At 37.1% G+C, this 12,434-nt stretch carries 22 protein-coding genes; 5 read left to right on the top strand and 17 right to left on the bottom strand.

The genetic code is table 11. The annotated features are described in order from the left end of the window. The first annotated feature begins 96 nt into the window (after nucleotides 1-96). Nucleotides 97-420, top strand: a complete 324-nt coding sequence (locus R7Q39_RS19280) for a hypothetical protein (RefSeq protein ID WP_318076627.1) — start codon at nucleotides 97-99, stop codon at nucleotides 418-420. Between the two features lie 213 nt (nucleotides 421-633). Here the strand turns inward: R7Q39_RS19280 and R7Q39_RS19275 are convergent, their stop codons facing one another. The 5 genes from R7Q39_RS19275 to R7Q39_RS19255 form a co-directional block, all read right to left on the bottom strand. Continuing rightward, nucleotides 634-1,056 (bottom strand): hypothetical protein, encoded by a 423-nt coding sequence (locus R7Q39_RS19275; protein ID WP_118894592.1) that lies wholly within the window; start codon nucleotides 1,054-1,056, stop codon nucleotides 634-636. Nucleotides 1,057-1,125: 69 nt separating this feature from the next. Continuing rightward, nucleotides 1,126-1,647 (bottom strand): hypothetical protein, encoded by a 522-nt coding sequence (locus R7Q39_RS19270; protein ID WP_318076626.1) that lies wholly within the window; start codon nucleotides 1,645-1,647, stop codon nucleotides 1,126-1,128. 72 nt (nucleotides 1,648-1,719) lie between these two features. After that, a complete protein-coding gene (locus R7Q39_RS19265; RefSeq protein ID WP_318076625.1) occupies nucleotides 1,720-2,148 on the bottom strand; it encodes a hypothetical protein in 429 nt (142 codons plus the stop codon). A 298-nt stretch (nucleotides 2,149-2,446) separates the two neighbouring features. Further along, on the bottom strand, nucleotides 2,447-2,635 hold the full coding sequence (locus R7Q39_RS19260) for a hypothetical protein (RefSeq protein ID WP_318076624.1): 189 nt from the start codon (nucleotides 2,633-2,635) through the stop codon (nucleotides 2,447-2,449). A 31-nt stretch (nucleotides 2,636-2,666) separates the two neighbouring features. Beyond that, the gene (locus R7Q39_RS19255) at nucleotides 2,667-2,891 is read right to left on the bottom strand and encodes a hypothetical protein (protein ID WP_020330853.1); all 225 of its coding nucleotides are present in this window, start codon (nucleotides 2,889-2,891) and stop codon (nucleotides 2,667-2,669) included. 540 nt (nucleotides 2,892-3,431) lie between these two features. On the opposite strand from R7Q39_RS19255, the gene R7Q39_RS19250 reads away from it, so the two are divergent. Next, on the top strand, nucleotides 3,432-3,803 hold the full coding sequence (locus tag R7Q39_RS19250; protein ID WP_053314491.1) for a hypothetical protein: 372 nt from the start codon (nucleotides 3,432-3,434) through the stop codon (nucleotides 3,801-3,803). A gap of 48 nt (nucleotides 3,804-3,851) precedes the next feature. Here R7Q39_RS19250 and R7Q39_RS19245 read toward each other — a convergent pair whose 3' ends face one another. From R7Q39_RS19245 to R7Q39_RS19220, 6 genes are all read right to left on the bottom strand, one after another. Next, a complete protein-coding gene (locus R7Q39_RS19245; protein ID WP_053314490.1) occupies nucleotides 3,852-4,424 on the bottom strand; it encodes a hypothetical protein in 573 nt (190 codons plus the stop codon). A gap of 113 nt (nucleotides 4,425-4,537) precedes the next feature. After that, nucleotides 4,538-5,371: a hypothetical protein gene (locus tag R7Q39_RS19240; protein WP_258667240.1), complete on the bottom strand. Its 834-nt coding sequence runs from the start codon at nucleotides 5,369-5,371 to the stop codon at nucleotides 4,538-4,540. 96 nt (nucleotides 5,372-5,467) lie between these two features. Next, entirely contained in the window at nucleotides 5,468-5,677 is a 210-nt protein-coding gene (locus tag R7Q39_RS19235) for a hypothetical protein (protein WP_020330848.1), read from the bottom strand. 100 nt (nucleotides 5,678-5,777) lie between these two features. After that, nucleotides 5,778-6,161 carry a hypothetical protein gene (locus R7Q39_RS19230; protein ID WP_045592145.1) on the bottom strand — a complete coding sequence of 128 codons (384 nt, stop codon included), beginning with the start codon at nucleotides 6,159-6,161 and terminating at the stop codon, nucleotides 5,778-5,780. Nucleotides 6,162-6,228: 67 nt separating this feature from the next. After that, the gene (locus R7Q39_RS19225; RefSeq protein WP_318076623.1) at nucleotides 6,229-6,597 is read right to left on the bottom strand and encodes a hypothetical protein; all 369 of its coding nucleotides are present in this window, start codon (nucleotides 6,595-6,597) and stop codon (nucleotides 6,229-6,231) included. A 40-nt stretch (nucleotides 6,598-6,637) separates the two neighbouring features. Beyond that, on the bottom strand, nucleotides 6,638-7,273 hold the full coding sequence (locus R7Q39_RS19220) for a hypothetical protein (RefSeq protein WP_318076622.1): 636 nt from the start codon (nucleotides 7,271-7,273) through the stop codon (nucleotides 6,638-6,640). Between the two features lie 130 nt (nucleotides 7,274-7,403). On the opposite strand from R7Q39_RS19220, the gene R7Q39_RS19215 reads away from it, so the two are divergent. After that, a complete protein-coding gene (locus tag R7Q39_RS19215; protein WP_020330845.1) occupies nucleotides 7,404-7,850 on the top strand; it encodes a hypothetical protein in 447 nt (148 codons plus the stop codon). Between the two features lie 90 nt (nucleotides 7,851-7,940). After that, the gene (locus R7Q39_RS19210; protein WP_318076621.1) at nucleotides 7,941-8,618 is read left to right on the top strand and encodes a hypothetical protein; all 678 of its coding nucleotides are present in this window, start codon (nucleotides 7,941-7,943) and stop codon (nucleotides 8,616-8,618) included. Between the two features lie 46 nt (nucleotides 8,619-8,664). Here the strand turns inward: R7Q39_RS19210 and R7Q39_RS19205 are convergent, their stop codons facing one another. After that, nucleotides 8,665-8,892, bottom strand: coding sequence for a hypothetical protein (locus R7Q39_RS19205; RefSeq protein ID WP_085762157.1), 228 nt, complete (start codon nucleotides 8,890-8,892; stop codon nucleotides 8,665-8,667). Nucleotides 8,893-9,018: 126 nt separating this feature from the next. Here R7Q39_RS19205 and R7Q39_RS19200 point away from each other — a divergent pair, with 126 nt between their 5' ends. After that, complete coding sequence (locus R7Q39_RS19200) at nucleotides 9,019-9,567, top strand: hypothetical protein (RefSeq protein ID WP_318076620.1); 549 nt, start codon at nucleotides 9,019-9,021, stop codon at nucleotides 9,565-9,567. 55 nt (nucleotides 9,568-9,622) lie between these two features. On the opposite strand, the gene R7Q39_RS19195 is transcribed toward R7Q39_RS19200, so the two are convergent. The 5 genes from R7Q39_RS19195 to R7Q39_RS19175 form a co-directional block, all read right to left on the bottom strand. After that, the gene (locus R7Q39_RS19195) at nucleotides 9,623-10,003 is read right to left on the bottom strand and encodes a hypothetical protein (RefSeq protein ID WP_318076619.1); all 381 of its coding nucleotides are present in this window, start codon (nucleotides 10,001-10,003) and stop codon (nucleotides 9,623-9,625) included. 47 nt (nucleotides 10,004-10,050) lie between these two features. After that, nucleotides 10,051-10,365 (bottom strand): hypothetical protein, encoded by a 315-nt coding sequence (locus R7Q39_RS19190; RefSeq protein ID WP_045592171.1) that lies wholly within the window; start codon nucleotides 10,363-10,365, stop codon nucleotides 10,051-10,053. 99 nt (nucleotides 10,366-10,464) lie between these two features. Beyond that, a complete protein-coding gene (locus tag R7Q39_RS19185) occupies nucleotides 10,465-11,046 on the bottom strand; it encodes a hypothetical protein (protein ID WP_045592173.1) in 582 nt (193 codons plus the stop codon). A 103-nt stretch (nucleotides 11,047-11,149) separates the two neighbouring features. Next, nucleotides 11,150-11,860, bottom strand: a complete 711-nt coding sequence (locus R7Q39_RS19180; RefSeq protein WP_045592174.1) for a hypothetical protein — start codon at nucleotides 11,858-11,860, stop codon at nucleotides 11,150-11,152. Between the two features lie 80 nt (nucleotides 11,861-11,940). Next, the gene (locus tag R7Q39_RS19175; protein WP_038128624.1) at nucleotides 11,941-12,333 is read right to left on the bottom strand and encodes a hypothetical protein; all 393 of its coding nucleotides are present in this window, start codon (nucleotides 12,331-12,333) and stop codon (nucleotides 11,941-11,943) included. Nucleotides 12,334-12,434: the final 101 nt, after the last annotated feature.

Raw genomic sequence — 12,434 nt, 5'->3', positions numbered from 1 at the left:
ACGCATTACTCTATGTGGCAACAAAGTTTATTGTGAAAACAAGAAATAAATCAAGTTTGTTTTCATGTTCGCTCACCACTCCCTGAAGGAAGGGGAATGCGCTCACACTTGTTCAAGTTCACAAAAATAAGTGCAGAAGAGTATCTGAACAAAGTTAAATCGGTTTTGGTTGAAACTCTTCCTGGAGATTCAATCACGTTCAGGCTTTACCATTTAGATCCTAGAAATTATTCCTCAAGCATGAACTTCTCTATTTTTTATAATGACATTAGAGATAGCGTAATGTTAAGAGATGAACGTGGCGTAACTTATGATCATAGCGAAGCTGTAGAACTACTAAGCAGAAGCTATAAAGAAATTCCAAAGCAAGAACTTGACGAAAGAAAAGAGAAATTAAGAGCTTTACTGAAGTCGAAATAATTAAAGGATAATAAATTAGTTTTTACTAAAAAGCCTTATTGACACAATGATCAATAACTGGCAATATTCAATCATGAATTAAGCGTATCCTTATTCATATAGACCTCCTTGTATTTATTAGGTTTAGTCAGCCTAAGCTTTATTCAAGATATATTTCTTGCATAAAAAAGGGGAAAGATTTCAGGATCTTTCCCCTTTTATCAATTAAGTTGATTAACTAATATTAACGCTCGCTTTAGGAATTGGTTCGTTGGTCAAGCTTTCTCTCAATCCCTCACCTCGAACACCTGAAATTGCATTACCTCGGCTAATTGTTAATGATTGACCAATCACTTTCCACAACTCATAAGCTCGCTTTCCATCTACTGGCACATTCTCGTTTCGAATTCCGAAGCTTGAAGTTTCATGATGCCCCATGATTCGTTTAATCATCATCAGACCTTCATTAATATCATCTACTTCATCAACACTAAGGTCTTGTGACTTTCCATCGTCCATACGCTTAACCAGAGCGCCCTCACGAGCCATTTCGGTTAAATGCTCAATCTGACCCATAGATAGTCGCATAAGCAGCTCAAATGCCTTTAGAGCGGATTCCGCCTGATCTTCAGTCATCGTTAGTGTGATTTGTTTCATGCCTTCTCCATCCCTATATGTTCGCCAAAAGAAAGTAGTCGCCTCAGCGACTACAAAATCAATCTCTGTTTATACTAGCGTGGCTCGGTACATACACAATTTGTATTCCTTACCATCCGAAGCGCAATTAATTTTCCACACTCCGTTTTCTTTCTCTGCCGAATTCAAATCAGAAAGACTAAACACGACTTCATTGAATCCTGAATCATCGAGAACTTGAGCAACGAAAGCTTGATCTTCATCGTCTGCCTCGGCATCAAAAGTGATACATGGCTTTCCATTCAGAATAATATGATTAACATCTTGAAGATTTTCAAAGAAGTCGATCTTTGTGTTGCGCTCAAGAGTCGTTACACCTTCATCATGTAAAGCAAACTCAAGTGCATTAAGCGATGGTGTACCGCGACCAACGACATCAGATCCTCTTAGAATTTCACCTGTAGAGGCTCGAACGCACAATTCATCATCAATAATCATTTGCTTAATCTGATCAGCAGAACATTGTTTTAGTGTCTCATCAGTCATTGTGATCATGTCAATATTTAGATAGCCAGATGTGATTTCAATGGTTAGTGCGTCAAGTTTATTCATTTTTACATCCTAGATTCTTAGTCGGTAATAATCGTTAATAATGATTCAGAGAAGAGGGGGCTGCCCCTCAAGTCATTGCAAATGCTTCACATCTTCTTTGAGGTAAACTTTACATTCTGGAGAAACATTGACCCAATTAAGCTCATCGAAATTCTTAACCAAGATTTGATAGTGTGTCTTCCCATCAGCAGTGACTACGGTTCTATCTGCATAGGCAAAGGTCTTATAGTCCATATGACCTTTTCTATGTGGATTAAGGCAAGCTAATCGAGGCTTCCAATCTGACAGCAATGCTAAACAATGATCTTCAGTGATGAAGGAGTCCATATCACTTAAGTGTTCCAAATAGTGACCAAAGGTAGTTCCGTCATTTAGCTTTAGAACATCACCGAACTTTAACCCTTCCAACTGTGACAATTGCTTTTTCAGATCATCACCTTGAGGCTTCTCAAATTTTGATCGACCAGTTTTTACATACGTTAGATGGTGTGTTTTAGACATTCCCATTTCCTCGTCAACTCTCTATGCTTTTATTATACATAGATTGGGTTGAGATTCAATAATTATTTAATTATTTAATTGTAAAAATACACCTTAGTACGCGATCTTCTTTCCAGTCCTCAGACCAAAATCTGTTGTCATCAAACCTAGCAACCAAATCCGAATGGATAAATCCGTGTTCATCCTTATGATCGAATCTATAAGGTTTATTTAGCTCTGGCTTAATCGCGAATCGTTGATTTTCATAATGAAATACGAACCGATAATCAGGATCAACCGCTAAAAATTCAACTTCCCATTATGGAGCATCTTCAACAGCATCATATTGATGATTGTGAGGCTCGACTTCGGACATATAGATCAGAACCTTGTTCCCATCTTCGAAATACTGGGAATAATTGGATGGCTTAGTTAAACTTCCATCCATGAGCATATTGATAATAGTTCTCGCAGCACTTGCATCATCCACCAGCATATTGTTATTCACGAGTCGCCCTCTATGAAACATCGCTACAGCATTAGAAGATTTGAGCTTGTAAAATCTGTTTTTTAATCAACTCATGAGCCATCACGCGTTGCTGACTAACAGACTTTCGACTGTATTCCTCAAGATCACCATATAAACGGTCATAATCAATTTCGTCAAAAGCAGCCTCAATGTTTTCTTGTTCAAGTTCCACATCAAGAGAAACCAGAACAATTCCGATATCATCTTCATTGATAAGTAGTGCGTTCGATTTCATTTTATTACTCTCTTTGTTTTTTATTAATTATACCAATATTGGATTGCAAGTCAATATTAATTTATTTAATTAAGCGTACTAATCAAAAAAGGGAGCTTGAGGCTCCCTTTGATACGTAAGACTGAAAAGAAATTATTTACTGATTTCAACGCAGAACTTACTTGTGTAAGCTGGTGAAATTCTGATAGCCATAGCCTTACCTTTCGCTCCAAATCGAGCATTAAGATCACTAGCAATCATGATTAGGCAAGTATTCAAGTAATCTTCCATCTTCTCAAAGCTGCTAAATCATTGCGTTATTCTTTAATCATTGTAAGGACAAACAAGGATTGGCAAATGCCGCTCTAAGAGCGGCTAGAACTCATGAACCACCCGCGTATGACGAATGGTATTTTGAGTCAAACGGTTTGTTCTAAGCTCATAGAAAATCTCCTTTTTCATAATTATACAAACACAGCGATTTAAGTAAAGATTTTGTTGACTCTAAACCTAAATTGTATATAATTAAATTATTAAATAAATGAAATAAAAGGAATCGCCATGAACATTACAGTACTTACCGAAGCCGAGTTTAAAGCGCTTAAACCAAAAGAGAAAAAAGCGTACTTTGATAAGTTAATGCAAGCAGCTAAAGAAGACCAGGTAGAAGCGAGTAGAGCGCGTAATGGTCAAACGCAAGGTAATGCATTCCTATGGATTTCATTATTCGGAAAAGACGCAATTTCACGTTCTTTCCGAACATACGTCAAGAATCACACTCCAAACAAGTTGATGAAAAATTATCGTGGCACCACTAATGCCTGGTATTTTGGTTCACAAAGCAATTTAGGTGTTTACGATGGTCTTAAGGCTTTAGCTGCAAAGATTGATTCATTCGGTATTCCTGCATACGTTTGTGATGCGTGGGATTAAATATTTTGCGCCTAGATATTGTATCTAGGCGCTTTTTAAAATCAAAACTTACATACTTAAGACTGATTCAGCTTTCCGAACGGGTTTGTTTAAGCAATCCTCATAACCACTTGTGTATTCGTTATTTTGATTGAAAACAATACCTCCAGTATATGAGCACTCCATTGACCTAATCTTGTTTGTATTAATAGGCTCACTTAACATGCCTTGTAATTGTTCTGCACTTGAAGCGTTTTCTATCTGCTGAAAAGCCACTTGCCTAACTGCATTTGAAAATTGCCATTCATCATATCCAGTAGCTCCAGGTTCGATAAACTTCGGAAGATTTTTTGTTTTATATAAAATCTCACCGACAGATGCATTACTCATATCCTGAATATCTTTTGAATCGATTTCAATTTTTTTTCGTTGTGTTAGAGGGGATATTTCATAGCTCATTTCAAATTTTTCAGGATCAGCTATCGCTAAGTTAAAAGCATTTTCATTATTTTTAATAATAGGGTTCATGTTTTTTAAGTTGAGGTCTTCTCTACTCAACTCAAAACCACTCTTATTATTATCCGATGTAAATTCGATAAGGTTTTTTACGTTCTCTGCTGAAATAAATCCATAGTCATTCATAAGAGTTCCAGTAATTATTGTTTTTTACAGTGTATCATTTTTATTTTTAATAAAAAATAAAAAAGCTCCTATTTGAAATAGAAGCTTATGTCAAAATCTTATCAAATTACTAATTATTTAAAATCTAGAATTGATTTAACTGTTACTGTGTGTCTAGGGCATTGACACTCAATCAATTGAATATTTTTTCGAGAAATGTAATTAAAATCACCACCTGCAAGGTATCTAGTAGGTGAAAAGCTTTTAGCCCAAGGTTCGATAAGTAGCTCTAAATAAATACGGTCAATTCCTTTCTTCTCCATTTCTTTTGCAATTGCAACCAAAATAGGGGAGTAGCTATTAAAAGCCTTGGAAAATCCTTTAATGACATCTTCTTCATAAATGCCATTACTCATAACAAATTTATTAATCGATGGGTTTTTAGTAAAACGAGGATTTCCATTTTCATCGACTTTCTTAGGGGTTTGTCCCACATCGAAGATAAAGTGTCTGAAAACACCATGTGGGTGAACACTTTGTTGCGCTACCTGAGTACCCTTAAGATGACTAATTGTTTCTGAGTGTGTAACGTTACCATCTTTATCGCGGAAATCTACGTGGATTGAGCCACCTTCTTTTAGCTCAATGCCATCAACAAACAAAGTATCGCGAGTTTTGCGCTTTTGAATGTAGTTTTCATTAATCTCGGCTTCGTCATCACCAAAAACAACATGAGTGAATGATGTATTGTAATCACGCAAACGAGAGATTCTGTCCACGATAAACCCCATCGGATTAACGATATGATCAGAACCGTGTTTCTTGAACTCAAGCATTTTTGCTTTTGAACCATTTTCATCGTAAATGACTTCGAATGGGAAAATATACTGCACGGCATCATCACGCTCAATCAATACGCAGTCATGTACTTTATCTTCTTCTTTAATATTAAAGTTGTGGACTTTCATTAATAATATCTCCGTTTTTTATCATTATACATAAAAACAGCTTAAGGTAAATATTTTGCGCATAAAAAAGCCGATTAATTAATCGGCAATTTTCAATTAAACGTAAGCCCAGTGCGTGAAGTCTTTCCCGAAATCATCCTCATAATGCTGGCATTGCAGCTCAAATCCAGCAAACTGATTCTTTGGTTGCCAGTACGTAGCCCAACCAATTGTAGGTGGAGCGTTTGGATCTCGATGCCACAGCACTACATTACGATGATTTTCTGGCTTCTCATCATCAATACTTACTTTTACTAAGTTGTCCATTATTCTATTCACTTTTTTGCAGTTATTAAGATACCTCAAGGATTGCTTGAGGCGATTTTAAGTTGCTTATGCGCAAATCTCTAATTTTAATGTGAGATCTTTATAGCGAGGCAATATGCGCATAGAGCGGAATATTCTTTTCATTGGCTGCCGCTCTAGCGTTTGCTAACGATACAGTGAGGACTGATATTTTGGCAAGCACTGATTCCCTATCCAAGTCATCTGCACTCATTAATTCATTATCAATTCTCGCTTGCTGAAATGAATCAAGACTCACAATCTTATCACTCAACAACTCATTGATAGTTTTAATACTTTTGGCGACAAGATCGTTTCTCTCTACTTCAGATAAACCATTAAAAAAAGATGGTGGTGGAGAAGCACTACCTGACTTTCCTGACTCTAAGGTCACTATAGCTATGATTGTTTCATCACCTTTAGAATCCGTTCCTTTTTTAGCTGTAACAGCTTTAATTAAAGCCAAATTAGCCACCTATTATTAATAAATAAATGCCGAAATAACAATGCTATTTCGACAACTAAAAAGTCAATTACGAGCCAATAGCTGCATAATATCCATCAGCTTCAACCTTAATCTTACCGTCAGTAGCAACCTCATCAGTCTTTACAAGCTGAGAACCAGTGATAAACACACAAGCCTCTGCACAAACATCAAAGTCTTCATCTAAGATTTCAGCACTGATAGGCTCTTTCCAGCCATCTGGGTTTTGAATAAGCTCAAATGCTGTATGAAGCTCTACATAAGTGTATCCGCTCGCTGACATGACTTTGTTTAAGTAATCATCGTCAAAATGCTCTGACAGTCTTTTCTTTACCGAGCCTTCATCAAGCAAAGACTGTAAGTTCGCTGAGATATGCTTCGGCTTTGGCTTTCTTGGTTTAAAGCTTGTCACTTCCATGATAATTCCTCTTTTGTATACTCTAGTCTAATCGGATTTTTTACTTTTCAGTGATTAGATTTGCCAACCTTGCATATGAGCAAGCATCACCGAACACACTCTTGGTTAAAATAACACCTTCATGCGTCATTTTATCTAAAGTGTCGAACAACATCGAAATGATTTCATTAACCTGTTTGTTCTCAAGCACGTAAAACTTGTTTCGATCAAGCGGGAACGAATTATCTTTTTGCAAGTAATCGTAGAGACGATTCATTAGCACACTTTCAGTACGCTGATACTCTTCACTATTAAATGCTCGAACTAAAAAATGACGACCATGATCTTTATCCAAGCGATTTTTTACCATAGAGATGTGTCTAAGAACATTGTTCTCTCTATGCACACTATCAAGTGATAGGTTTGCAATGATTGCTTCAACCTCTTCAGTGGATGCTTTCTTGATTTGTGCTTCTAAGAACCCCAAGCTTTCAGTGTAAAAGATCCAGTGTGGCTCATCATCTTTATTGGCATTAATGAAAAAACCAGTACGTAATGCTTCCAGCGTACTTGTCTGCTGACCTTCTCTCAGGTATCGAAAAGTTTCGCCAGCTAAAGTGACAATATGACCTTTCATTAGGGCTTCGATTACCTTTAAGGTCTTATGCTCTACATGGTAATAAATACTATCATTCATGGTGGTTTCCTTATTTTTGATTAATTATACATAAATTAGTCTCAATGTAAATATAATAATTTAACTCCAATATTATTGACCCTGTCTTTCATTGGTGTATAATTGAAGCATTCATCTATAAGGAGGTTGCATGAGTCTGAAGCTAGAACAAGATATTGAAATTAATGACGATATCTGGCGAATCAATAGCATGGTCTATATTCGTGATTTGAATGGTCAAATTGAAACTTACTGCCATTTGGTTTCTACGACTCGCACACGCGACCAAATTGAAGGAGCTGAGCCTCTTCAAGCTTATGCATGGGTGCCTGGTTCTAAGTTCGAACCCGATGTGCAATACGTGAAAGCCTCGAATCCTGAAATTCATTTACGACTTTCGTTACCTGAAGCAGTTTGGTTGATTAAAAAACCAGGATTTGGCAATGAATGGGTTGTTGCTGAAGATCAATTGCAGTTTTATCTTAACAGGCATTTTGATATCGATAGCGGAGAAATCGAATGCTTTAAATATCGAAGCATTAGTGAGCTATTGAAAGAAGGTAACGAAATCTCGCTATCTAATCCTCAAATGGGATAGCGCTTACCATTCCGCTACTTAAAATAGCGTTTTGTTTCAATTATTTATTAAATAAACTATAATAATTGAAATTAATTTAGGAATTTATTTATGTTCGAACATAACTTTGCAAATCGAAGTAAAGCTGGCAAGATTTCAGTCCATGATGTCTTCGATGACATCAAATTAACTGTTGGTGGAGATGAACTTGCTGATCAAGGATATATTACTCTAGATTATGAAAACCGCGATTTAAAATTAAAGTACATGGTCAAACCTTCTAAATCTGTTGTTGACCACATGGTTGAATCAGGAAGGGGATTACCAGGAAAAGTTGAAATCAACCTCCTTAATGAAGTGCTGTTTTATGCTTACTGGGATGCTAGCTATGGTAAGTTTGAAACTACACCTAGAATCGCAGGGATTGTAGATCAAAGTGAACTAAGTGAGTTCAAGAAAAATGCAGAATATGTTGGTGACTGCCTTGTAAATAAAGCGTATATCGACCTTTTAAAAGTTCACCCTCATTACAATATCCGTTCGGCGCGTGAGCCTCTTGGAAGTGAGTTAACAGAGGTGCAAAATCGAGCCAAGCTTGTCTGGGTTGCGGTAGGATATGCGCTTAATAATAAGAAGTTTATCGAATGTGCTGAAAGAGGCGACTTTAATAACTTCTACCTAGATCAAAGCCGACTTGATTTTCTTCGAGATAAGTTCAACGTAGATGTCAGAAATGTAGATCCAGAGAAGCAGATTGAAACAAAGAAACCTGACGGATTAGAACTCTAATTCGGGTATTGGGAACCATTTCTCAACTTCTCTAAAATAGAAGTTATCACAAGACAAAGAAATCCAATTTCTTCGCGTGTTTCTTTGTCTCTTCATCATCAGTTTTTATGACAACAATCCAACCACCAACGCCATTTCTCACCATCTGATATGAGTACTTGGACTCATCCTCAAGATTCAATAGACACATGTTAGCTAAGCTATATGATGTGAAATTGTGTGCTTTACTAGACAGGATTTCCTCTAGTTTTTCATCATTGATTTCAATAGACATTTATTTCGCCATTCTAGTATTAATCTCAAAGAATCAGCTTATCAAATAACAAACCCAATATCTCTATTTCATTGGATTTTTTATCTGTGATAAAATAAAAAAAATACAAAACAATAAGAATGCATTATGATCCCCAATCCTCACAAGTTCATGGTTACTGCGATAGATATGTTTTATCGACAATCCAAAATTGCTAACAAACCATCCGATCCATATACGTTAGGCTTTGACCCCTCAAGATTCTACACAAATGGTCATTGCGCAGAATTTGCCTATGTTCTTGCTGATTTTGCCGCAAAGAAGGGTTTAGAGCCATCAATGACAATAATGTTCCGTAACCGCATTAATGCTAAATCTGGTGAGGCTATAGAAAAAATCTTATCTCATTGCATAGTAGAAATGGACGGGCAAGCATATGACATATGCGGTGATGACGCTAGAATGACCTGGTTCATTAAGTCTGGATATATGAATCAGGATAATAATGAAGAAAGAAGCGAGTGGGAGTTTGTCTCTATCCCTATTGCAGATAGAGAAGATGCTTTCAAGCAGCTACAAGAACATTGTGCGAGACATAATGTTCCATTCTCTCGCGACCAGGTTGAAAAAGATCAAGCGATCTTCAACTCATTGACAGAAAAGTCCAAAACTAAAGATTGCGCTTTAGGTCTTTAATCCTCACTTTAATGAAAAAAGCATAGCCTCTCGGCTATGCTTTTATTTTAAGTAATCAATAAGAACACTGTTCTTCGATTCTCATTTTTAGGCGCAATTCTCCGCCAATCTGTCCAATACTTTTTGTTACATACTCAGTGATGAACTCGATGATTTTATTATCGACACCTTCAATACGTTTTAATTCGTCACTGTCTAGTTGGATTTTGTTCTTCATGGCGTACTTTAGAACAAGGTATCCATTAACAACCAAGTCGATAAGCTCATCATCACAATCAATATCATCGTGACCGTTATCAAGCCCATGAATTTCAAAGGTAGCTCTGATACGACTACCGTCAAGCTCACAGATCTCTAGGCAGAATGGGTTTTCACTGACATTGTATGAAAATTGCGAAATTTCATTTTTAAGTGCCTGTTTGTTTTCAAATGGCATGGTGTGACTCCGAAAATTTGCCAGACCTTTGAGATCTGGCATTGCGATTAAGCAAGCTTACTTTCCCAGTAAGCTTTTGAAAAAATACCTTCAACAAGAGGCATCTGGATATCAAACTTTCTCTGGATCTCGCAGAGAATACTACCGATTCGACCTGCTGATACACCGCGTACTTTGATGTAGGTGTTAACAATTGAATTTACAAATTTCATGTCTGGCGTAGTGTTACGGTTGGCTTCAAGCCACTCATTAAAGAACGAATCACACATACGGCTTTCTTCAAACTCTTTAAGAGTGTATTTGTCTTTATATTTGTTCTCGTTATACGCTTTTTTTAGGAAATTTCTGTAAGTAATTGTCATAAACCACCTCTCTTTTTGATGGTTTTAATTATACATTATTTAGTTTCATGGTCAATAATTAATTTATTAAATAATGTATAAAGCCCGATTAATCTTTCACTAAATCTTAAATTTGTATCCCAGGCGGAAAAATAGCGAATCACAATCCTTTCCAAGACTAGAGCAACCGTCATGCTTCGTGTAGTTGATGTCCACATGCATTGCCTCTGTTACGTTTACAGTAAGCTGTGGAGTAGCAGCGATACGAGAAACGCGCTCATCTGAATACCCTACAAACTTTCCGTTAGAAGTAGTGTAAGTGCGTTCTGTATCGTTGATGATACCTACATTGAATCCAAGATCGATACTGTCAATCAGGTAGTTAACATCAAGACGATACTTATATGATGCCATTACGGACAAGCTAGGGTTATCGAAAATATCCTTCATGTACCAAACCTCACCTCCAAGCTTGTGATTACTGTTCTTACTAGCAAAAGGGTAGTAAGCAACACCTAAACCTAGATGATTTTTATTAAAGCTCTCACTCGCAAGACCTGAGCTAGGAGTGTGAGTTGACCACCCACCAAACTTGATATCCAATTCATTCAAGTCAGAAGACTGTTCATTTTGAAATGAGAAAGATGGCGCTGAAACTAATGCCGCAGCCAAAATCATAGATAATGTGATTTGTTTTTTCATGAGGTTTATTCCCTATATTTTATGTATTCATTATATATTAATTAGTTTAATAGTAAAGAAATATTTCAGGCAATAAAAAACCACCGACATGCGGTGGCTTTGTTCACATCCATTGCTTTCTCTTTTTGCTCTGATCTTTCCAGCAGCGAATGATGCTATCCCAGCGGCATTCACCGTAACGATTCAGAGCTTGCGCCGTGGTCTTTCTTGCAGTCCTCAAAGGACATTGCAAATCGAACTCATCGCGGCTTGTAATCGCCTTTAACTCATTCGAAAGGGTGCAAGGCTTATAATGAGCGTTAAGACGTTTCTGGTGGTTTTTATCGCGCTTGTAGCCGCTTCTTACACCGTTAGGTCGATTACTAACCCAGTATCTGCCATTTCCCTTTCTCTCATGAAGAGCCTTATAGCGTTGCTTGTATCGCTCAACAATATACTCAACTGAAATTACACGGTTAAATGCATCCAGAACAATGTATTTGTTTACACAAGACAACCATAGGTAAGGTTCATTACCGTGCTTTGTGTAACTCCAAGGTTGACCAGGATACTTACTGCGAGCAAAAATATCATTCTTATCGGAAATCTGAACAGCCTGATTAAGCTTGTATTCATGAAAATGACCGATAAGAGAAATTCTTGGAGCAAATGTCTCGCCAACAATACAGTTTTCTGTCTTTAAAAGAGAGTAACAATATCTTCCATATCTAGAATAGCAATACCTATTAGGAAACTCAGCCTCAAGCTTCTCGAAGATCTCATTAAGGGAGTTAAATTTGGATTTGCTACCGTCAATGCATTTTAAATAATACATGTATCACCTCGTTTCTTAGTTAGTTACTAAGTCGGTGATACCCCCTTGTTCTATACTCATATCGGATCATAAGAATCCCCTTATTTAAGTTTAAAGTTCTCAAGTGACTTAAAAAATTCAGAGTCGTAACCCTGACTCATCAGCTCACAGATTGCTGCACCTACCACATGCCTTTCTCTTTGATATCCAAGAGAAGGATAAGTTTTGGATTTAAGCTTTCCACTATCGACAGCCTTAACCATTGCTTTCCAACGGTCTTCAATAATCGAGCTGAACATCATTGCAGTGTCTTCACTCAACCAGCCGTTCATCATAAGAGTAACAGGAAGAGTTCCCTGTAAAACATCCTTATTACTTTTCGTCAAGTTATTGATGACGAACTCTGCCCATGCGCGGGTATCTGGATCATCGATCTTAACTCGACAGTTCTTCAGATTCCAATCATAAGTAGGGGTGATGGATTGTTCGGTCATTAGCTAGCTTACCTTGTTGATAGTGAGGTAGTGATTTAAAAGACTCAAGAAAGGCTGATGCCTTTCAATGCCCGATTTTAGCATTATACCCAGTACACTTC

The organism is Vibrio sp. 947 (assembly GCF_033339115.1).
Classification (GTDB): domain Bacteria; phylum Pseudomonadota; class Gammaproteobacteria; order Enterobacterales; family Vibrionaceae; genus Vibrio; species Vibrio alginolyticus.
The sequence above is the reverse complement of the archived record's forward strand: the minus strand, read 5'-3'. Positions and strand labels throughout refer to the sequence as shown.